The following is a 17,354-nucleotide window of genomic DNA, read 5'->3' on the forward strand; positions in this document are numbered from 1 at the left end:
TCCAACTCCACCTCCTCGATCTCCTCGATACCGACATCGGACAAACCCGCTGGCCACAGACCTGAAACGGTGACCCGCGAAGTCCGGGTCTAGGATTCGCCGCATGAGCTTTGGGCAAGGGGGGCCCTCCTGGGGGCCGGGAGAGAGCCGGACGCCGGACTGGGCGGCACTGGCGGAGGCGTCCGCCGCACGCGGCCGGCGCAGGAAGTGGCTGATGTTCGGGGGCGGCGCACTGGCCACCGCCGCCGTGGCCGCGATCGTCGCCACCGCCGTCATCACGACCGACGGGGGCGGCGGCGCCTCCGGGTCGGACAAGAAGGCCGGCGAGCTGCCTGCGCCCGCCGACCTGCCCTCGGAGAGCTCCGCGCCGGACCCCTCCTTCTCCTCGGTGGCGCCTCCTCCCCCGCCGGACCCGAAGGACTACATAGCCGACGAGAAGAAGGACAAGGCCCCGGTCACCGTCGACGCCTTCTTCCCCGGCAGGAAACTGACCATGGGCGACCGCGTCTACGCCAAGGGCGCCACCGCCCTCGCCGAGAGCTGCGCCACGACGACCCAGGGCGCCCTCGGCTCGATCCTCGACAGCAACGGCTGCGACCAGGTCATCCGCGCGACGTACAGCAAGGACGGCGTCGCGGTGACCATCGGACTCGCCGTCTTCGGCACCGAGGCGGAGGCCAGGAAGGCGGCCCAGCAGGCGTCCGGCGGGATCGCCTCCCTCAGCGGCTCAGGAGTCCCCACCTTCTGCCGCGGCGGATCCGTCTGCCGGCGCACCGCCAACTCCTACGGCCGGTTCGCCTACTTCACGGTCGGCGGCTACGCCGACGGGAAGAACGTCACCACGACGGCCAAGGACGTGTACGCGGTCGGTGACGACCTGACCGACTTCACCTTCCGCCAGATCCGCCACCGCGGCGAGGTTCAGGCCTCGGCGGCCGCCGGGGCCCCCGTCGTCTGACCGCCCGTACGTTCCCCCCACGCACCAGCCCCGTCCCTCCCCTCGACCGAGGACCGCCGCCGTGCGTCTGACCACCCTCTTCACCATCCCGCGCGTCCTGCGCCACAGCGACGCGATAGGCGCCGGCCTGCCGCCGGACGAAGCCGTGGTCCTCGACGCCCCGGACTCCTCGCTGCGGGCCGCCCTCGCCGCGGCGGCGGCGGGTGACCACGCCCCGGCCGCCGAGCTGCTCGCCGCCACCCGGGAACACGCCCAGTGGGAGCGCAGGGACACCTGCGTCTCCCGCCTCGCACGAGCCTCGCTGCATCACCCCGGCTGGCTGGACAGCTGGCTGGAGGAGTCGCCCGAGAGCCCCGACGCCGTCCTGGTCAAGGCCGACCAGTACATCTACGAGGCCTGGGAGATCCGGACCGGGGCCCGCGCCACGCACGTCGAGGCCGACCAGTTCCGGGCATTCCACACGGTGCTGCGGGACGCGGTGCCGGTGATGTCCGCCGCCGCCGAGCTCAACCCCGACGACCCGGTCCCCTGGCGCGTCGCGCTGACCCAGGCCCGGGGCATCCAGGCCCCGCGCGACGTCTTCGACACCTACCTGGCCGAGGCGAACGCCCGCGACCCGCACCACGAGGGCTGCCACGTCCAGGCGCTCCAGTACCTCTGCGACAAGTGGTACGGCTCGCACGAGGAGATGTTCGCCTTCGCCGAGCGTGCGGCGGACCAGGCACCTCCCGGCTCACGGCTCCACGCGCTTCCGCTCCAGGCGGTCGTGGAATACCTGATCGCCGACGAGGAGACGCCCGACCCCGACCCGTACACCCGGCGCGTCGAAGCGGCGGTGACCCGCGCGCAGGCCCTGTCGGAAAGCTACGCCCCGGGTGACCGGGAGGCCGCCGGCTTCCGTAACCACCTGGCACTGGTCCTGTGGTCGATGAACCGCTACGAGGAAGCCCTCACCGCCTTCCGCACCGCCGGGGTGCACGCCACCACCTTCCCGTGGACGTACTTCGGCGACGCCCGCACGGAATTCCTGGAGGCCCGCTCCGACACCCGCGTCGAGCTGGCGATGCGGATCCCCTTCTTCCACCGGTCCCCGGAGCCCCCGGCCGCCGACGCGCCCGACTGGGAGCGGGAGCTGGCACCGCGGTCGGTCGCCATCGCCTCCACCGGCCCCACCGAGGTGGCCCAGGCCGCCCTGATCTGCGGCCACAGCCTGCGGACCGCCCCGGCCGGCAGCCGTCACACGTACGTCGAGATCGTCCTGGACCCGGTACGCGGCACACGCGCGGCCCTCCTCCCCGAGGACCCGCTCACCTCGGCGGCCGACAACTTCACCACGGCCGAGGACTGGCCCGCCCTGGTCCTGCACCGCACCCCGGAACGCAGCAGCTTCACCCTCCTGCACCGGGGCAAGAAGGTGACGGGCCACGCCTGGGAGACCGCCGCGCCCGCCGCCGACCACGCCGACGCGAGCGCGACGGCCGCCGCGCTCGCCCGTGTCTACGGGCTGACCGACCCGCGCCCCCTGGCCCACATCCTGCGGGCCGCCGGCGACCCCGCCCGCCACCAGGGCGAGCTCGTCGCCGCCCTGGGCCTCCCGCCGCTGCCCCCGGGGTACGGCGGCGAGCAGGAGGTCCTCGCGGGGCTCCCGGGTGCGCGGATGCTCGCCCGGCGGGGGTTCCTCGCGGGCATGAGGGACACCATGACCTCGAAGGACGGTGTCCATCCCGAGGCCCCACCCCCGGCCGAGCCCCACCACGCCGGCTGGTGGGTCCTGAGCACACTGGCCCTGCTGGTCTTCACGGCGGCGGCCGTCTACGCCTGGTGGACCCCGGACATCGGCTGGTTCCGTTCCAGCGTGTCCAGCGCCGTCGCCGTGTACTGCGCGGCCAGGCTGCTCCGCGCCCTGCGCCGGAGACCGGTCAGCAGCAGCCCGCCCCCGGCAGCGTCCTGACGTTCCGGGCCTCCACGGCCCTGGCCGCCAGCAACGCGTCGGCCGGATACGCCACTTCCTCCAGCGTCAGCCCGTGCGGCCGCACCACGTGCACCCCCGGGTCCCGCACCTTCGCCGCCAGCACCTCGGCAGGCCACCCGGCCGGCCTGCGCCCGTCCCCGACGAACAGCGCCGCGCCGATCAGCGCCCGCACCATGTTGTGGCAGAACGCGTCCGCCTGCACGGTCGCCGCCAGCACACCGGACTCCGCGTCCCGTGCCCAGTGGAACTTCTGGAGCGTCCGGATGGTCGTGGCACCCTCACGCTTCTTGCAGTACGCGGCGAAGTCGTGCTCCCCCGCCATCAGCGCGGCCGCCTCGTTCATCGCGTCCAGGTCCAGCGGCCGGTCGTGCCACAGCACGTGGCCCCGGGTCAACGGGTCCACCCCACCCGGCCGGTCCCCCACCCGGTACGTGTAACGCCGCCACAGCGCGGAGAAGCGCGCGTTGAACCCCGCCGGGGCCTCGGCCGCCCGCCAGATCCGCACGTCCAGCGGGAGACGCCCCGCGAGCCGCCGCAGCAGCTTCTCCTCGTGCTCGGCCCACACCTCGGCCGGCAGGTCCACGTGCGCCACCTGCCCGCGCGCGTGCACCCCCGCGTCGGTACGCCCGGCGACCGTCAGGTCGTACGTCACCGACGACCGCGTCACGGTGCGCAGCGCGTCCTCGATCTCGCCCTGCACGGTGCGCCTGCTGGTCTGCTTCGCCCAGCCGGAGAAGTCCTTGCCGTCATAGGAAAGGTCCAGCCGTACCCGTACGAATCCGGGCTCTGCCTCGTCACTCACCCGCAGATCCTCTCAAAACCGAACGGGCCCGCACCGCCCCGAAGGGTGATGCGGGCCCGTACCTGGGTCTCAGAACGCTCAGGCGTCCTTGGACTCCTCAGCGGCGGCGTCAGCCGGCTTGGCGTCCTCGACGGTCTCGGCCGGAGCCTCGTCCTTCTTGAGGGCGTCTTCCTTGACGGCGCGCTTCGTCGCAGCCTCGGCCTCACCGGTGGCGGCCTGCGCCACGGTCAGGGCCTCGACCAGCTCGATGACAGCCATCGGGGCGTTGTCGCCACGACGGTTGCCGATCTTGGTGATGCGGGTGTAACCACCGGGGCGGTTCTCGTACCGCGGGGCGATCTCGGTGAAGAGCGTGTGCACGATGCTCTTGTCCGTGATCGACTGCAGCACCAGGCGACGGTTGTGGATGTCGCCCTTCTTCGCCTTGGTGATGAAACGCTCGGCGACCGGACGCAGGCGGCGGGCCTTGGCCTCGGTCGTGGTGATGCGGCCGTGCTCGAACAGCGACTTCGCGAGGTTGATGAGAAGAAGCTTCTCGTGCGCAGCGCTGCCGCCCAGACGGGCGCCCTTGGCGGGCTGAGGCATGGTGTTTCTCCTTGTGTGCTGCACCGGCCGTATCAGGTACCGGTGTCAGTTCCCGCGAGGCGGACGCCCCGCGGAAGTTCTGGATCAAGCCGGGACAGGCAAGCCCGTCCGGCGTTCGAGGACGAAGCCTCGACCCCGGCACGGGGGCACCCGGAAAACCGGGCACCCCCCGCCGGAGGCGATCAGTACTGCTCGGTCTCCACGAAACCGGCGTCCGCGTCGTCGTCCGCGCCGAAGGCGTCAGCCGCGGCGGTCGGGTCGAATCCGGGCGGGCTGTCCTTGAGCGCCAGGCCCATGCCGGCCAGCTTCGCCTTGACCTCGTCGATCGACTTCGCACCGAAGTTGCGGATGTCGAGCAGGTCCGCCTCGGAACGGGCCACGAGCTCGCCCACCGAGTGGATGCCCTCGCGCTTGAGGCAGTTGTACGAACGGACCGTGAGCTCGAGCTCCTCGATCGGCAGCGCCAGATCGGCGGCGAGCGCGGCGTCCGTCGGGGACGGGCCCATGTCGATGCCCTCGGCGTCGATGTTGAGCTCGCGCGCCAGACCGAACAGCTCGACCAGGGTCTTACCGGCCGACGCCATGGCGTCACGGGGACGCATGGCCTGCTTGGTCTCGACGTCGACGATCAGCTTGTCGAAGTCGGTGCGCTGCTCGACACGGGTCGCCTCGACCTTGTACGTGACCTTGAGCACCGGCGAGTAGATGGAGTCGACCGGAATACGGCCGATCTCCTGGCCCACCTGCTTGTTCTGGACGGCGGAGACGTAGCCGCGACCGCGCTCGACGGTCAGCTCCATCTCCAGCTTGCCCTTGCCGTTCAGCGTGGCCAGGACCAGGTCCGGGTTGTGGACCTCGACACCGGCCGGCGGGGCGATGTCAGCAGCGGTGACCAGGCCGGGACCCTGCTTGCGCAGGTACATCACGACCGGCTCGTCGTGCTCCGAGGAGACGACCAGCTGCTTGATGTTGAGGATGAGGTCGGTCACGTCCTCCTTGACGCCCGGCACGGTGGTGAACTCGTGCAGGACACCGTCGATCCGGATGCTGGTGACAGCGGCACCGGGGATCGAGGAGAGGAGGGTGCGACGCAGGGAGTTGCCGAGGGTGTAACCGAAGCCCGGCTCCAGCGGCTCGATGATGAACCGGGAGCGGAACTCGTCGACGACCTCTTCGGTCAGCGACGGACGCTGAGCGATAAGCATGTTGCGATCCTTCAGTCGTGGGCACCCGCTATTTGATGCCCGACAGATGAGACAAGGATACGGGCGGCACGCCCCCGAAGGGACATACCGCCCGCATCCCGCGTTACTGACGCACGACCGTCACCGGCCGTAGCGGATCAGACGCGGCGACGCTTCGGCGGACGGCAGCCGTTGTGCGGCGTCGGGGTGACGTCCTGGATCGAACCGACCTCGAGGCCCGTGGCCTGGAGGGAACGGATCGCGGTCTCGCGGCCGGAGCCCGGACCCTTCACGAAGACGTCAACCTTGCGCATGCCGTGCTCCTGCGCGCGGCGGGCGGCCGACTCGGCGGCCATCTGCGCGGCGAAGGGGGTGGACTTGCGCGAGCCCTTGAAGCCGACGTGGCCGGCGGAGGCCCATGAGATCACGTTGCCCGAGGGGTCCGTGATCGAGACGATGGTGTTGTTGAACGTGCTCTTGATGTGGGCGTGCCCGTGAGCGACGTTCTTCTTTTCCTTGCGACGCACCTTCTTGGCTGCGCCCTGACGACCCTTGGGGGGCATGTCTTGACTCCAGATGGAGAGGGGAGGTGATCGGTCCTACAGCGAAGACCGCTGGTTTCCGCGAACGTCCGGTGGCCCGGACACCCGCGGTACGTCCGCTGAGGACTACTTCTTGCCCGGCTTCTTCTTACCGGCGATGGCGCGACGCGGGCCCTTACGGGTACGCGCGTTGGTGCTGGTGCGCTGACCGTGGACCGGCAGACCGCGGCGGTGCCGGATGCCCTGGTAGCAGCCGATCTCGATCTTGCGGCGAATGTCGCCCTGGATCTCGCGGCGAAGGTCACCCTCGGTGCGGAGGTTGGCGTCCACGTACTCGCGGATCTTGACCAGGTCCTCTTCGGCCAGGTCACGAACGCGGGTGTTGGGGTTCACGCCGGTGGTGGCGAGGATCTCCTTGGACCGGGTACGCCCGATGCCGAAGACGTAGGTGAGGGCAACCTCCACGCGCTTTTCGCGCGGGATGTCAACACCTGAAACGCGTGCCATTCAATGGCTCCAGTTGTTATTTCGGGGGTCTTCCGCAGTGCCACTCCCGAACGCCGACCCCGCCCGTATGGGAAGGAGTGGTACGTCCGGGTCCCCGGCCCCCGCCGGAGGTGTCGTCAGCCGAAGCGTGGACGGGTACTGCGTATGTACGTTTACGTGCGTCGCGCGAAGAACTGCGAGATGCAGGGGGTCGTGCGTCAGCCCTGGCGCTGCTTGTGGCGCAGGTTGTCGCAGATGACCATGACCCGGCCGTGACGGCGGATCACCTTGCACTTGTCGCAGATCTTCTTGACGCTCGGCTTGACCTTCATGGGATGTCAGGTTCTCCGGGTCAGTGCCCTCACCACGCCGAAGCGGGGTGGCGGCAAGATCTACTTGTACCGGTAGACGATCCGGCCACGCGTCAGGTCGTACGGAGACAGCTCCACCACGACCCGGTCATCCGGGAGGATACGGATGTAGTGCATCCGCATCTTGCCGCTGATGTGCGCGAGGACCTTGTGACCGTTCTGGAGCTCCACCCTGAACATCGCGTTCGGGAGGGACTCGATCACGGTGCCCTCAATTTCGATGGCACCTTGCTTCTTGGCCACGCTTCGCCTTTCGAATCGGCTACCTTGATCGACTGTCACACCGCCGCATGAAGACACACGGATGCACGAGAGCCGACGAGTCAGTCTACGTCAGCGGACTCCAAAAGACGAATCCGTCAAGTTTGCCCACTCCAGCTGATCCTTAGACACAGATCAGCCGGGCAGTCCCGGTGAGCGTCAGGCGGGAGGTCCGGCACCAGGCGTCAGCCCAACGGGTCCGGAGCCGCCTCGATCCCGTACTGGGCGAGCTTCGCCCGCCCGCAGTCCGGGGCCGTCAGGACCAGCGGGCCCTGTTCCGTGAGGGCGATCGAGTGCTCCCAGTGCGAGGACCAGGTGCCGTCGGTCGTGAGGACGGTCCACTCGTCGGAGAGGACCTTCGTCTGCGCCGTACCCAGCGAGACCATCGGCTCGATCGCCAGGCAGACGCCGGGGACCAGCTTGATGCCCTTGCCGCGCTTGCGGGAGACGTAGTTCAGCAGGTGCGGGTCCATGTGCATCTCGGTGCCGATGCCGTGGCCGCCGTAGTCCTCGATGATCCCGTACTTACCGGTCGCCGGACGGGGCTGGCGGCGGATGTAGGACTCGATGGCCTTCGAGATGTCGAAGAGCCGGTTGTTCACCTTCATCGCGGCGATCCCGGCCCACATGGACTCCTCGGTCACCCGGGACAGCTCGACGAGCTCCGGAGCGTGACCCGTGCCCACGAAGGCGGTGTACGCCGCGTCGCCGTGCCAGCCGTCGATGATCGCGCCGGCGTCGATCGAGATGATGTCGCCGTCCTTGAGGACGGTCTTCTCGTCCGGGATGCCGTGCACCACGACCTCGTTGACCGAGGTGCAGATCGTCGCGGGGAACCCGCCGTAGCCCAGGAAGTTCGACTTCGCGCCGTGATCGGCGATCACCTTGCGCGCGACCTCGTCCAGGTCCTTCGTGGTGGCGCCGGGGACGGCCGCCTCGCGCGTGGCGGCGTGGATGGCAGCGACCACCAGGCCCGCCTCGCGCATCTTCGCGATCTGCTCGGGGGTCTTGATCTGCACCATCGCTGGGCGCCTTTCTGCGTGCGGAGGGGGATGTGGGCCGTACTCCACGATACGGCGCGAAAACAGTTGGCCGCGACGCCCGAAGGGCGCCGCGGCCGGCCGCAGTGTGGAGACGCGGAGGAGGTCAGCCCTCGTCGGACTTCTTGAGGGCCTCCATGGCACGGTCGGTCACGTCGGTGACCTTGCCGAGCGCGGAGATCGTCACGACCAGGCCCTGGGCCCGGTAGTAGTCGATGATCGGCTCCGTCTGCGTGTGGTACACCTCGAGACGGGTACGGACCGTCTCCTCGGTGTCGTCGTCCCGCTGGTACAGCTCGCCGCCGCAGGCGTCACAGACGCCCTCGGCCTTCGGCGCGTTGTACGTCACGTGGAAGACATGCGCGCTGTCGTTACGGCAGATGCGGCGGCCCGCGATGCGCCTGACCACCTCGTCCTCGGGGACCTCGAGGTCAAGAACCGCGTCGAGCTTGACGCCCTCGCTGAGGAGCATCTCGTCGAGCGCCGCGGCCTGCCCCACGTTGCGGGGAAAGCCGTCCAGGAGGAAGCCGTTCTCGGCGTCCGGCTGGGACATGCGGTCCTTGGCCATCGCGATGGTGACTTCGTCCGGCACCAGCTGTCCCGCGTCCATGAAGGCGCGGGCCTGCTTGCCAAGGTCGGTGCCCTGGCTGATGTTGGCGCGGAAGAGGTCGCCCGTGGAGATGTGCGGAATCGAAAGATTCCTGGCAAGGAACGCAGCCTGCGTTCCCTTGCCGGCACCGGGCGGCCCGACGAGGACGATTCGCATCAGCGGAGGAACCCTTCGTAATTGCGCTGCTGGAGCTGACTCTCGATCTGCTTCACGGTCTCCAGACCCACACCCACGATGATCAGGATGCTCGTCCCGCCGAACGGGAAGTTCTGGTTAGCGCCACCGAAGCCTGCCAACGCCATCGTCGGCACCAGAGCGATCAGACCCAGGTACAGCGAGCCCGGCCAAGTGATCCGGTTGAGCACGTAGCTCAGATACTCGGCAGTAGGCCGACCTGCCCGGATACCCGGGATGAAGCCACCATACTTCTTCATGTTGTCGGCGACTTCCTCGGGGTTGAACGAGATCGCCACATAGAAGAATGCGAAGAACACGATCAACAGGAAGTACGTCGCGATGTAGTACGGGTGGTCGCCCTTGACGAAGTGGTCCTGAATCCAGGTCGCCCAGCCCGCGGTGGAGTTGGAGAACTGAACGATTAGAGCAGGAATGTAGAGCAGCGAAGAAGCGAAGATGACGGGAATCACACCCGCCTGGTTCACCTTCAGCGGGATGTAAGTGGACGTACCGCCGTACGACCGGCGCCCGATCATCCGCTTCGCGTACTGCACCGGAACACGGCGCTGGGCCTGCTCGACGAAGACGACGAGCGCGACCATCACGAAGCCGATGAGGATGACCGTGATGAACTCGATCCAGCCGTCGGCCAGCTTGCCGCTCTCCTTGATGGCCCACAGTGCGCCGGGGAAGCTGGCGGCGATCGAGATGAACATCAGGATCGACATGCCGTTGCCGATGCCGCGGTCGGTGATGAGCTCACCGAGCCACATGACGGCGGCGGTGCCGGCGGTCATGGTGATCACCATGACGATGGTCGTGAAGATCGACTGGTTAGGAACGATCTGGTCGGCGACCGGGCAGCCGCTGAACAGAGCGCCGCTGCGTGCGGTTGCCACCAGGCCGGTGCCCTGGAGGATGGCCAGCGCCACGGTCAGATAACGCGTGTACTGCGTGATCTTGGCCGTGCCCGACTGCCCCTCCTTCTTCAGGGCTTCGAGTCGGGGGATGACGACGGTCAGCAGCTGAAGAATGATGCTGGCCGTGATGTACGGCATGATTCCGAGCGCGAAGATCGTGATCTGCAGCAGTGCACCACCGCTGAACATGTTCACCAGACCGAAGAGGCTGTTGTTGCCCTTGCTTGCCTGATCAACACAAATCTGGACGTTCTCGTAGCTCACCCCCGGTACGGGAATGTGCGCACCGAGACGGTAGAGCACGATGATGCCGAGCGTGAAGAGCAGCTTCTTGCGCAGGTCGGGCGTCTTGAACGCCCGGGCGAACGCGGTGAGCACGGTGCCTCCTGCGACCCCCGCGCAAAAGCGTGAGGTGACGGTCTTGAGGATCGACGATTACGTAACAGCCAAAGGACCCCGGGCTCTTGCCCAGGTCTTACCACAGCAACAGTGCACGCCACCTTACCGGCGTACATGCCCCCCTAGGAACGACCAACCGGGGATGCCCCAAATGAGAGGCATCCCCGGTCGGGTGTTCAGGCCACAGCCTTGTCCGAATTGTCTCAGACGAGTTCGGTGACGGTGCCGCCGGCGGCGGCGATCTTCTCCTTGGCGGAGCCGGAGACGGCGTCAACCGAAACCTGCAGCGCCACGGAGATCTCGCCCTGTCCGAGGACCTTGACGAGGTGGTTGTTACGCACGGCGCCCTTGGCGACCAGGTCGGCCACCGTGACCTCTCCACCCTCGGGGTAGAGCGTCGCGAGCTTGTCCAGGTTCACGACCTGGTACTCCGTGCGGAACGGGTTCTTGAAGCCCTTGAGCTTCGGGAGACGCATGTGGAGGGGCATCTGCCCACCCTCGAAGCGCTCCGGAACCTGGTAACGAGCCTTCGTACCCTTGGTACCACGGCCTGCGGTCTTACCCTTGGACGCCTCGCCACGACCCACACGGGTCTTGGCGGTCTTGGCGCCCGGGGCAGGCCGGAGGTTGTGGGCCTTCAGCGGGCTGTTCTCCGCCATATCAGTCAACCTCCTCAACCGTCACGAGGTGGCGGACGGTCTGAACCATTCCGCGGAACTCGGGGCGGTCCTCCTTGACAACCGAGTCGTTCAGGCGCTTGAGCCCGAGCGACCGCAGGGTGTCACGGTGGTTCTGCTTGCTGCCGATGTACGACTTCGTCTGCGTGATCTTGAGGCGAGCCATTACGCACCCGCTCCCGCACGCGCACGAAGCAGAGCCGCGGGGGCGACGTCCTCGAGGGGCAGACCACGGCGAGCCGCGATCTCCTCGGGACGCTGCAGGCCCTGAAGGGCCGCCACGGTCGCGTGCACGATGTTGATCGGGTTCGAAGAACCGAGCGACTTCGACAGGATGTCGTGAACGCCGGCGCACTCCAGAACGGCGCGCACCGGGCCACCCGCGATCACACCGGTACCGGGGGAAGCAGGCTTGAGCAGAACGACGCCCGCAGCCTTCTCGCCCTGGATCGGGTGAGGGATGGTGCCCTGGATACGCGGGACCTTGAAGAAGCTCTTCTTGGCTTCCTCGACGCCCTTGGCGATGGCCGCGGGAACTTCCTTGGCCTTGCCGTATCCGACACCGACGGTGCCGTCACCATCGCCCACCACGACCAGCGCGGTGAAGCTGAAGCGACGACCACCCTTCACTACCTTGGCGACGCGGTTGATCGCGACGACGCGCTCGACGTACGCGGTCTTCTCGGCGGCTGCGCCACCGTCACGGCCCTTCCGGTCCCGCCGCTCGCCGCCACCGGCACCGCTTCCGCGGCGCTGGGGTCCAGCCATTGGATTTACCTCTCTCTGTTACGTCCGCTGTGCGTTGGAACCGGGGCTTAGAACTTCAGCCCGGCTTCACGGGCGGCGTCAGCCAGAGCGGCAATCCGCCCGGCGTACTGGTTACCACCGCGGTCAAACACGACGGCCTCGACGCCTGCGGCCTTGGCGCGCTCGGCGACCAGGGCGCCGACCTGCTTGGCCTGGGCGCTCTTGTCACCCTCCGCACCACGGATCGACGTGTCCAGGGTCGACGCCGACGCGAGCGTGTGGCCCGCGATGTCGTCGATGACCTGGGCGACGATGTGACGGTTGGAACGCGTCACAACCAGGCGCGGCCGCTCCGGCGAACCGGAGATGTGCTTGCGCACGCGGATGTGGCGGCGCTTGAGGGCGGCACGCTTGTAGGCGTCGCCCTTGGCGATCTTTACACCGTATGCCATGGCTTACTTACCCGCCTTTCCGACCTTGCGGCGGATAACCTCGCCGGCGTACTTGACGCCCTTGGCCTTGTACGGGTCGGGCTTCCGCAGCTTGCGGATCTTCGCCGAAACCTCGCCGACCTTCTGCTTGTCGATGCCCTCGACACTGAACTTCGTGGGCGACTCGACCTTGAAGGTGATGCCCTCGGGGGCCTCGATGAGGATCGGGTGGCTGTAGCCCAGGGCGAACTCCAGGTTGGAGCCCTTCGCCTGGACGCGGTAACCGACACCGCTGATCTCGAGCGCCTTGCTGTATCCCGCGGTCACGCCGGTGATCATGTTCGCCACCAGCGTGCGGGACAGGCCGTGAAGGGCCTTGTTCTGACGCTCGTCGTTCGGGCGGACGACGTTGAGCACGCCGTCCTCACCCTTGGTGACCTCGATCGGCGCTGCGACGGTGTGCGAGAGGGAACCCTTGGGGCCCTTCACCGCGACCGTGCGGCCATCGATGGTGACGTCCACACCGGCGGGAACCTGGATGGGGAGCTTGCCGATTCGCGACATGAGCTGTTCCTCCGTTCCCGACTACCAGACGTAGGCGAGGACTTCCCCACCTACGCCCTTCTTGCTGGCCTGCTGGCCGGTCAGGAGACCGTGGGACGTGGAGATGATCGCCACGCCCAGGCCGCCGAGAACCTTCGGCAGATTGGTGGACTTTGCGTATACACGCAGACCCGGCTTCGAAATGCGCTTGATGCCGGCAATCGAACGCTCGCGGTTCGGCCCGAACTTCAGCTCGAGAACGAGGCTCTTGCCGACCTCGGCGTCCTCGACCTTCCAGCCGGTGATGAAGCCCTCCTGCTGGAGGATCTCCGCGATGTGCGACTTGATCTTGCTGTGCGGCATTGCGACATCGTCGTGATACGCCGAGTTCGCGTTGCGCAGACGCGTGAGCATGTCTGCGATGGGATCAGTCATGGTCATGAGTTGGCCTTCGGCCTCTCTCGCCGGGGTTTCCTGTATGCGCCATCCCTCTCCCCACTCAGTGGCGGGACGGGTGCGGTGCGGGGACCTACGGCGTAGTAAGTCGGTCAGGGCGGCAGGCGCCCAACCCTTCAAGCCTACGGCATGAAAAGCGGGGCTCCTGCCGACCAGATACTTACCGAGAGCTTCTGGTACTCCCAACGCCCGGAGGGCGAAGGAGAATTACCAGGAGCTCTTGGTCACGCCCGGCAGCTCGCCACGGTGAGCCATCTCACGAAGGCACACGCGGCACAGGCCGAACTTGCGGTAGACGGAGTGGGGCCGGCCGCAGCGCTGGCAGCGGGTGTACCCGCGCACGCCGAACTTCGGCTTACGGGCGGCCTTAGCGATCAGAGCCTTCTTCGCCACGGTCAGTTCTCCTTGAACGGGAAGCCGAGGTGACGAAGCAGGGCACGACCCTCGTCGTCGTTGGTCGCCGTGGTGACCACGGTGATGTCCATGCCCCGGACCCGGTCGATCTTGTCCTGGTCGATCTCGTGGAACATGACCTGCTCCGTGAGACCGAAGGTGTAGTTGCCACGGCCGTCGAACTGCTTCGGCGACAGGCCACGGAAGTCACGGATACGCGGAAGCGCGAGCGACAGCGTACGGTCCAGGAACTCCCACATGCGGTCACCACGGAGGGTGACGTGGCAGCCGATCGGCTGCCCCTCGCGCAGCTTGAACTGCGCGATCGACTTGCGGGCCTTCGTGACGGCCGGCTTCTGGCCCGTGATCGTGGTGAGGTCCTTGACGGCACCGTCGATCAGCTTGGAGTCGCGGGCGGCGTCGCCCACACCCATGTTGACCACGATCTTGACCAGACCGGGAACCTGCATGACGTTCTCGTACGAGAACTCCTCACGCAGCTTGCCGGCGATTTCCTCGCGGTAGCGCGTCTTGAGACGCGGCGCAGTGGTGGTCGTCATCAGATGTCCTCACCGGTCCGCTTGGCAACGCGGATCTTCTTGCCCTCGTCGTCAAAGCGGTAGCCGACGCGGGTGACGACCTTGTTGCCGTCCTTCTCCACCACCAGCTGTACGTTGCTGACGTGGATCGGGGCCTCGGTGGTGACAATGCCACCCGTCTGCGAACCGCGAGCCGTCTGACCGGCCTTGGTGTGCTTCTTGACCCGGTTGACACCCTCGACGAGGACACGGTCCTGAGCGGGGAAGGCAACGATGACCTTGCCCTGCTTGCCCTTGTCCTTACCGGTGATGACCTGAACCAGGTCGCCCTTCTTGATCTTCATGCTTACAGCACCTCCGGCGCGAGCGAGATGATCTTCATGAACTTCTTCTCGCGCAGCTCACGGCCCACCGGGCCGAAGATACGGGTGCCGCGGGGGTCGCCGTCGTTCTTGAGAATGACAGCGGCGTTCTCGTCGAAGCGGATGTACGAGCCATCCGGACGACGACGCTCCTTGACGGTGCGAACGATGACGGCCTTGACGACGTCACCCTTCTTCACGTTGCCACCGGGGATCGCGTCCTTGACGGTGGCGACGATGACGTCACCGATGCCCGCGTAGCGGCGACCCGAGCCACCGAGAACACGGATGGTGAGAATTTCCTTCGCACCCGTGTTGTCGGCGACGCGCAGTCGCGACTCCTGCTGGATCACGTCTATCTCCTGATCGTCTGCCGGTTCCCGGCAGGGGCTCCGTTACCGGAAGCCCCTGCCGAGCCTGGCGGAACTGGCCTGAGGGAAGATCCCCTCAGGGATTACTTGGCCTTCTCGAGGATCTCGACGATGCGCCAGCGCTTCGTGGCGGACAGCGGACGCGTCTCCATGATGACAACGCGGTCGCCGACGCCTGCAGCGTTCTGCTCGTCGTGGGCCTTGAGCTTGTTCGTACGGCGGATGACCTTGCCGTACAGCGCGTGCTTGACGCGGTCCTCGACAGCGACGACGACGGTCTTGTCCATCTTGTCGCTGACGACCAGACCCTCACGGGTCTTACGGAAACCGCGGTCGGTGTTGGTCTCAGTCACAGTCTTCTCGCTCATCAGGCGCTCTCCACCGTCTCGATGCCCAGCTCGCGCTCGCGCATCAGGGTGTAGATCCGGGCGATGTCCTTACGGACGGACTTGAGCCGACCGTGGTTCTCGAGCTGCCCCGTCGCCGCCTGGAAGCGGAGGTTGAACAGCTCTTCCTTGGCCTCGCGGAGCTTGTCGAGAAGCTCCTCGCCGCCCAGCTCGCGCAGCTCGGACGCCTTGGTACCGGCCGACATCACGACTCACCTGCCTCGCGCCGAACGATCCGGCACTTCATCGGAAGCTTGTGAGCAGCGCGGGTGAGCGCCTCACGAGCAATCTTCTCGTTCGGGTAGGACAGCTCGAACATCACCCGACCGGGCTTGACGTTCGCGATCCACCACTCGGGAGAACCCTTACCGGAACCCATGCGGGTCTCGGCAGGCTTCTTCGTCAGGGGGCGGTCCGGGTAGATGTTGATCCAGACCTTGCCGCCACGCTTGATGTGGCGGGTCATCGCGATACGAGCTGCCTCGATCTGGCGGTTCGTCACGTACGCCGGGGACAGCGCCTGGATGCCGTACTCGCCGAACGCAACCTGCGTGCCACCCTTGGACATACCGCTGCGCTTCGGGTGGTGCTGCTTGCGGTGCTTGACCCTACGGGGGATCAGCATTTCGGTCAGGCCTCCGTTCCGGTGCTCTCAGCCGGAGCAGCTGCGGCGGGAGCGTCGGCCTTGGGGGCCTCCGCTGCCGGCGCGGACTGCTGCGGCTTGCGGCCGCGACCGCCACGCTCGCCACCACGGCCACCACGGCCGGCCGGGCGGTCAGCGCCGCCACGAGCCGGACGGTTGCCGGCGCGAGCCGCTGCGTTCTCGGCGCGGACCTCGGCGATGTTCTTGACGTCGCCCTTGTAGATCCAGACCTTCACACCGATGCGGCCGAAGGTCGTCTTGGCCTCGAAGAAGCCGTAGTCGACGTTCGCACGGAGCGTGTGCAGGGGCACGCGGCCCTCGCGGTAGAACTCCGAGCGGGACATCTCGGCGCCGCCGAGGCGGCCACCGCACTGGATCTTGATGCCCTTGGCGCCCGCCTTCATCGTGCTCTGCATGCTCTTACGCATGGCACGACGGAAGGAGACACGGGAGGAGAGCTGCTCGGCGACGGCCTGGGCCACCAGCTGAGCGTCCACCTCGGGGTTCTTGACCTCGAGGATGTTCAGCTGGACCTGCTTGCCGGTCAGCTTCTCCAGCTCGCCACGGATGCGGTCGGCCTCGGCGCCACGGCGGCCGATGACGATGCCCGGGCGGGCGGTGTGGATGTCAACGCGGACGCGGTCGCGGGTGCGCTCGATCTCGACCTTCGAGATGCCGGCCCGCTCCATGCCCTTCGTCATCATGCGACGAATGGCGACGTCTTCCTTGACGTAGTCCTTGTACAGCTTGTCGGCGTACCAACGGGACTTGAAGTCCGTGGTAATGCCGAGCCGGAACCCATGCGGGTTAACCTTCTGGCCCATTACCGGGTTCCTTCCTTGCTGCTGACGACCACGGTGATGTGGCTGGTCCGCTTACGGATCCGGTAGGCACGGCCCTGAGCACGCGGACGGAACCGCTTCAGGGTCGGGCCCTCGTCCACGTACGCCTCGCTGATGACCAGCGAAGAGGCGTCAGGGTGGTCGTAGTTGTGTGCAGCGTTGGCGATGGCGCTGTCAAGCACCTTGCCAACCGGCACGCTCGCGGCCTGCGGGGCGAAACGCAGGACCGCCTGAGCCTCCGTGGCATCCATGCCACGAATGAGGTCCACCACGCGGCGGGCCTTCATGGGCGTGACGCGGATGTACCGCGCCTGGGCCCTGGCTTCCATGGTTGTCCCTTCGGTGTGAGTCATAGTCGTTTCCACCCCGCGCTAGCGGCGCTTCGACTTCCGGTCGTCCTTGACGTGGCCGCGGAAGGTGCGAGTCGGCGAGAACTCGCCGAGCTTGTGGCCGACCATCGACTCGGTGACGAACACCGGGACGTGAATCTTGCCGTTGTGCACCGCGATGGTGTGACCCAGCATGGCCGGGATGATCATCGAGCGACGGGACCAGGTCTTGATGACGTTCTTGGTGCCTGCTTCGTTCTGTACGTCCACCTTCTTGACGAGGTGGCCGTCGACGAAGGGCCCCTTCTTGAGACTGCGCGGCATCTAA

At 67.1% G+C, this 17,354-nt stretch carries 28 protein-coding genes; 2 read left to right on the forward strand and 26 right to left on the reverse strand.

Annotated features, from left to right (window positions below):
- Positions 1-103 precede the first annotated feature (103 nt).
- Both ACFYQ5_RS33430 and ACFYQ5_RS33435 read left to right on the forward strand, forming a co-directional pair.
- Positions 104-958: a hypothetical protein gene (locus tag ACFYQ5_RS33430; RefSeq protein WP_389203093.1), complete on the forward strand. Its 855-nt coding sequence runs from the start codon at positions 104-106 to the stop codon at positions 956-958.
- A 61-nt stretch (positions 959-1,019) separates the two neighbouring features.
- Positions 1,020-2,909 carry a hypothetical protein gene (locus tag ACFYQ5_RS33435; protein ID WP_389203095.1) on the forward strand — a complete coding sequence of 630 codons (1,890 nt, stop codon included), beginning with the start codon at positions 1,020-1,022 and terminating at the stop codon, positions 2,907-2,909.
- On the opposite strand, the gene truA is transcribed toward ACFYQ5_RS33435, so the two are convergent.
- The 26 genes from truA to rpsS form a co-directional block, all read right to left on the reverse strand.
- Positions 2,878-3,732, reverse strand: a complete 855-nt coding sequence (gene truA / locus ACFYQ5_RS33440; RefSeq protein WP_389203097.1) for a tRNA pseudouridine(38-40) synthase TruA — start codon at positions 3,730-3,732, stop codon at positions 2,878-2,880. The genes ACFYQ5_RS33435 and truA overlap by 32 nt on opposite strands.
- Before the next feature lie 78 nt (positions 3,733-3,810).
- Entirely contained in the window at positions 3,811-4,317 is a 507-nt protein-coding gene (gene rplQ, locus ACFYQ5_RS33445) for a 50S ribosomal protein L17 (protein ID WP_205018356.1), read from the reverse strand.
- 182 nt (positions 4,318-4,499) lie between these two features.
- Positions 4,500-5,522 (reverse strand): DNA-directed RNA polymerase subunit alpha, encoded by a 1,023-nt coding sequence (locus ACFYQ5_RS33450; RefSeq protein ID WP_389203099.1) that lies wholly within the window; start codon positions 5,520-5,522, stop codon positions 4,500-4,502.
- A 137-nt stretch (positions 5,523-5,659) separates the two neighbouring features.
- Positions 5,660-6,064 carry a 30S ribosomal protein S11 gene (rpsK, locus tag ACFYQ5_RS33455; protein ID WP_003956432.1) on the reverse strand — a complete coding sequence of 135 codons (405 nt, stop codon included), beginning with the start codon at positions 6,062-6,064 and terminating at the stop codon, positions 5,660-5,662.
- Between the two features lie 105 nt (positions 6,065-6,169).
- Positions 6,170-6,550: a 30S ribosomal protein S13 gene (rpsM, locus tag ACFYQ5_RS33460; protein WP_014047799.1), complete on the reverse strand. Its 381-nt coding sequence runs from the start codon at positions 6,548-6,550 to the stop codon at positions 6,170-6,172.
- Between the two features lie 197 nt (positions 6,551-6,747).
- Positions 6,748-6,861 (reverse strand): 50S ribosomal protein L36, encoded by a 114-nt coding sequence (gene rpmJ, locus ACFYQ5_RS33465; RefSeq protein WP_003956441.1) that lies wholly within the window; start codon positions 6,859-6,861, stop codon positions 6,748-6,750.
- A gap of 60 nt (positions 6,862-6,921) precedes the next feature.
- Entirely contained in the window at positions 6,922-7,143 is a 222-nt protein-coding gene (gene infA / locus ACFYQ5_RS33470) for a translation initiation factor IF-1 (protein ID WP_014047798.1), read from the reverse strand.
- Between the two features lie 203 nt (positions 7,144-7,346).
- Entirely contained in the window at positions 7,347-8,183 is an 837-nt protein-coding gene (gene map / locus ACFYQ5_RS33475) for a type I methionyl aminopeptidase (RefSeq protein WP_389203100.1), read from the reverse strand.
- A 124-nt stretch (positions 8,184-8,307) separates the two neighbouring features.
- Entirely contained in the window at positions 8,308-8,967 is a 660-nt protein-coding gene (locus tag ACFYQ5_RS33480) for an adenylate kinase (RefSeq protein WP_389203101.1), read from the reverse strand.
- A complete protein-coding gene (secY, locus tag ACFYQ5_RS33485; protein ID WP_389203103.1) occupies positions 8,967-10,286 on the reverse strand; it encodes a preprotein translocase subunit SecY in 1,320 nt (439 codons plus the stop codon). The genes ACFYQ5_RS33480 and secY overlap by 1 nt, the downstream gene beginning before the upstream one ends.
- A gap of 224 nt (positions 10,287-10,510) precedes the next feature.
- Positions 10,511-10,966 carry a 50S ribosomal protein L15 gene (rplO, locus tag ACFYQ5_RS33490; protein ID WP_014047794.1) on the reverse strand — a complete coding sequence of 152 codons (456 nt, stop codon included), beginning with the start codon at positions 10,964-10,966 and terminating at the stop codon, positions 10,511-10,513.
- Between the two features lies 1 nt (position 10,967).
- Positions 10,968-11,150, reverse strand: a complete 183-nt coding sequence (gene rpmD, locus ACFYQ5_RS33495; protein ID WP_006126892.1) for a 50S ribosomal protein L30 — start codon at positions 11,148-11,150, stop codon at positions 10,968-10,970.
- The gene (gene rpsE / locus ACFYQ5_RS33500) at positions 11,150-11,752 is read right to left on the reverse strand and encodes a 30S ribosomal protein S5 (RefSeq protein ID WP_014047793.1); all 603 of its coding nucleotides are present in this window, start codon (positions 11,750-11,752) and stop codon (positions 11,150-11,152) included. The genes rpmD and rpsE overlap by 1 nt, the downstream gene beginning before the upstream one ends.
- A 47-nt stretch (positions 11,753-11,799) precedes the next feature.
- A complete protein-coding gene (gene rplR / locus ACFYQ5_RS33505) occupies positions 11,800-12,183 on the reverse strand; it encodes a 50S ribosomal protein L18 (protein WP_033297607.1) in 384 nt (127 codons plus the stop codon).
- Between the two features lie 3 nt (positions 12,184-12,186).
- Positions 12,187-12,726 carry a 50S ribosomal protein L6 gene (gene rplF, locus ACFYQ5_RS33510; RefSeq protein WP_147959075.1) on the reverse strand — a complete coding sequence of 180 codons (540 nt, stop codon included), beginning with the start codon at positions 12,724-12,726 and terminating at the stop codon, positions 12,187-12,189.
- A gap of 21 nt (positions 12,727-12,747) precedes the next feature.
- Positions 12,748-13,146, reverse strand: a complete 399-nt coding sequence (gene rpsH, locus ACFYQ5_RS33515) for a 30S ribosomal protein S8 (protein WP_014154584.1) — start codon at positions 13,144-13,146, stop codon at positions 12,748-12,750.
- 222 nt (positions 13,147-13,368) lie between these two features.
- On the reverse strand, positions 13,369-13,554 hold the full coding sequence (locus ACFYQ5_RS33520; protein ID WP_003948630.1) for a type Z 30S ribosomal protein S14: 186 nt from the start codon (positions 13,552-13,554) through the stop codon (positions 13,369-13,371).
- 2 nt (positions 13,555-13,556) lie between these two features.
- Complete coding sequence (gene rplE, locus ACFYQ5_RS33525; RefSeq protein WP_073718383.1) at positions 13,557-14,114, reverse strand: 50S ribosomal protein L5; 558 nt, start codon at positions 14,112-14,114, stop codon at positions 13,557-13,559.
- A complete protein-coding gene (gene rplX, locus ACFYQ5_RS33530) occupies positions 14,114-14,437 on the reverse strand; it encodes a 50S ribosomal protein L24 (RefSeq protein WP_014047788.1) in 324 nt (107 codons plus the stop codon). The genes rplE and rplX overlap by 1 nt, the downstream gene beginning before the upstream one ends.
- 2 nt (positions 14,438-14,439) lie before the next feature.
- Complete coding sequence (gene rplN / locus ACFYQ5_RS33535) at positions 14,440-14,808, reverse strand: 50S ribosomal protein L14 (RefSeq protein ID WP_003974257.1); 369 nt, start codon at positions 14,806-14,808, stop codon at positions 14,440-14,442.
- A 101-nt stretch (positions 14,809-14,909) separates the two neighbouring features.
- A complete protein-coding gene (gene rpsQ / locus ACFYQ5_RS33540) occupies positions 14,910-15,194 on the reverse strand; it encodes a 30S ribosomal protein S17 (protein ID WP_069171155.1) in 285 nt (94 codons plus the stop codon).
- Positions 15,194-15,418 carry a 50S ribosomal protein L29 gene (gene rpmC / locus ACFYQ5_RS33545; RefSeq protein ID WP_307125433.1) on the reverse strand — a complete coding sequence of 75 codons (225 nt, stop codon included), beginning with the start codon at positions 15,416-15,418 and terminating at the stop codon, positions 15,194-15,196. The genes rpsQ and rpmC overlap by 1 nt, the downstream gene beginning before the upstream one ends.
- The gene (gene rplP, locus ACFYQ5_RS33550) at positions 15,418-15,837 is read right to left on the reverse strand and encodes a 50S ribosomal protein L16 (RefSeq protein ID WP_014154587.1); all 420 of its coding nucleotides are present in this window, start codon (positions 15,835-15,837) and stop codon (positions 15,418-15,420) included. The genes rpmC and rplP overlap by 1 nt, the downstream gene beginning before the upstream one ends.
- A gap of 5 nt (positions 15,838-15,842) precedes the next feature.
- Positions 15,843-16,679: a 30S ribosomal protein S3 gene (gene rpsC / locus ACFYQ5_RS33555; RefSeq protein ID WP_014047784.1), complete on the reverse strand. Its 837-nt coding sequence runs from the start codon at positions 16,677-16,679 to the stop codon at positions 15,843-15,845.
- Entirely contained in the window at positions 16,679-17,026 is a 348-nt protein-coding gene (rplV, locus tag ACFYQ5_RS33560) for a 50S ribosomal protein L22 (protein ID WP_026290933.1), read from the reverse strand. The genes rpsC and rplV overlap by 1 nt, the downstream gene beginning before the upstream one ends.
- Positions 17,027-17,068: 42 nt before the next feature.
- Positions 17,069-17,350: a 30S ribosomal protein S19 gene (gene rpsS / locus ACFYQ5_RS33565; RefSeq protein WP_015610726.1), complete on the reverse strand. Its 282-nt coding sequence runs from the start codon at positions 17,348-17,350 to the stop codon at positions 17,069-17,071.
- Positions 17,351-17,354: the final 4 nt, after the last annotated feature.

The sequence above is a fragment of the Streptomyces sp. NPDC005794 genome, assembly GCF_042871445.1.
Lineage (GTDB): Bacteria > Actinomycetota > Actinomycetes > Streptomycetales > Streptomycetaceae > Streptomyces.

Coding starts and splice junctions, on each gene's coding strand:
- ACFYQ5_RS33430 (WP_389203093.1), top strand. CDS start 104: ATGAGCTTTGGGCAAGGGGGGCCCTCCTGGGGGCCGGGAGAGAGCCGG.
- rplQ (WP_205018356.1), bottom strand. CDS start 4,317: ATGCCTCAGCCCGCCAAGGGCGCCCGTCTGGGCGGCAGCGCTGCGCAC.
- ACFYQ5_RS33450 (WP_389203099.1), bottom strand. CDS start 5,522: ATGCTTATCGCTCAGCGTCCGTCGCTGACCGAAGAGGTCGTCGACGAG.
- rpsK (WP_003956432.1), bottom strand. CDS start 6,064: ATGCCCCCCAAGGGTCGTCAGGGCGCAGCCAAGAAGGTGCGTCGCAAG.
- rpsM (WP_014047799.1), bottom strand. CDS start 6,550: ATGGCACGCGTTTCAGGTGTTGACATCCCGCGCGAAAAGCGCGTGGAG.
- rpmJ (WP_003956441.1), bottom strand. CDS start 6,861: ATGAAGGTCAAGCCGAGCGTCAAGAAGATCTGCGACAAGTGCAAGGTG.
- map (WP_389203100.1), bottom strand. CDS start 8,183: ATGGTGCAGATCAAGACCCCCGAGCAGATCGCGAAGATGCGCGAGGCG.
- ACFYQ5_RS33480 (WP_389203101.1), bottom strand. CDS start 8,967: ATGCGAATCGTCCTCGTCGGGCCGCCCGGTGCCGGCAAGGGAACGCAG.
- rplO (WP_014047794.1), bottom strand. CDS start 10,966: ATGGCGGAGAACAGCCCGCTGAAGGCCCACAACCTCCGGCCTGCCCCG.
- rpmD (WP_006126892.1), bottom strand. CDS start 11,150: ATGGCTCGCCTCAAGATCACGCAGACGAAGTCGTACATCGGCAGCAAG.
- rpsE (WP_014047793.1), bottom strand. CDS start 11,752: ATGGCTGGACCCCAGCGCCGCGGAAGCGGTGCCGGTGGCGGCGAGCGG.
- rplR (WP_033297607.1), bottom strand. CDS start 12,183: ATGGCATACGGTGTAAAGATCGCCAAGGGCGACGCCTACAAGCGTGCC.
- rplF (WP_147959075.1), bottom strand. CDS start 12,726: ATGTCGCGAATCGGCAAGCTCCCCATCCAGGTTCCCGCCGGTGTGGAC.
- rpsH (WP_014154584.1), bottom strand. CDS start 13,146: ATGACCATGACTGATCCCATCGCAGACATGCTCACGCGTCTGCGCAAC.
- rplE (WP_073718383.1), bottom strand. CDS start 14,114: ATGACGACCACCACTGCGCCGCGTCTCAAGACGCGCTACCGCGAGGAA.
- rplX (WP_014047788.1), bottom strand. CDS start 14,437: ATGAAGATCAAGAAGGGCGACCTGGTTCAGGTCATCACCGGTAAGGAC.
- rpsQ (WP_069171155.1), bottom strand. CDS start 15,194: ATGAGCGAGAAGACTGTGACTGAGACCAACACCGACCGCGGTTTCCGT.
- rpmC (WP_307125433.1), bottom strand. CDS start 15,418: ATGTCGGCCGGTACCAAGGCGTCCGAGCTGCGCGAGCTGGGCGGCGAG.
- rplP (WP_014154587.1), bottom strand. CDS start 15,837: ATGCTGATCCCCCGTAGGGTCAAGCACCGCAAGCAGCACCACCCGAAG.
- rpsC (WP_014047784.1), bottom strand. CDS start 16,679: ATGGGCCAGAAGGTTAACCCGCATGGGTTCCGGCTCGGCATTACCACG.
- rplV (WP_026290933.1), bottom strand. CDS start 17,026: ATGGAAGCCAGGGCCCAGGCGCGGTACATCCGCGTCACGCCCATGAAG.
- rpsS (WP_015610726.1), bottom strand. CDS start 17,350: ATGCCGCGCAGTCTCAAGAAGGGGCCCTTCGTCGACGGCCACCTCGTC.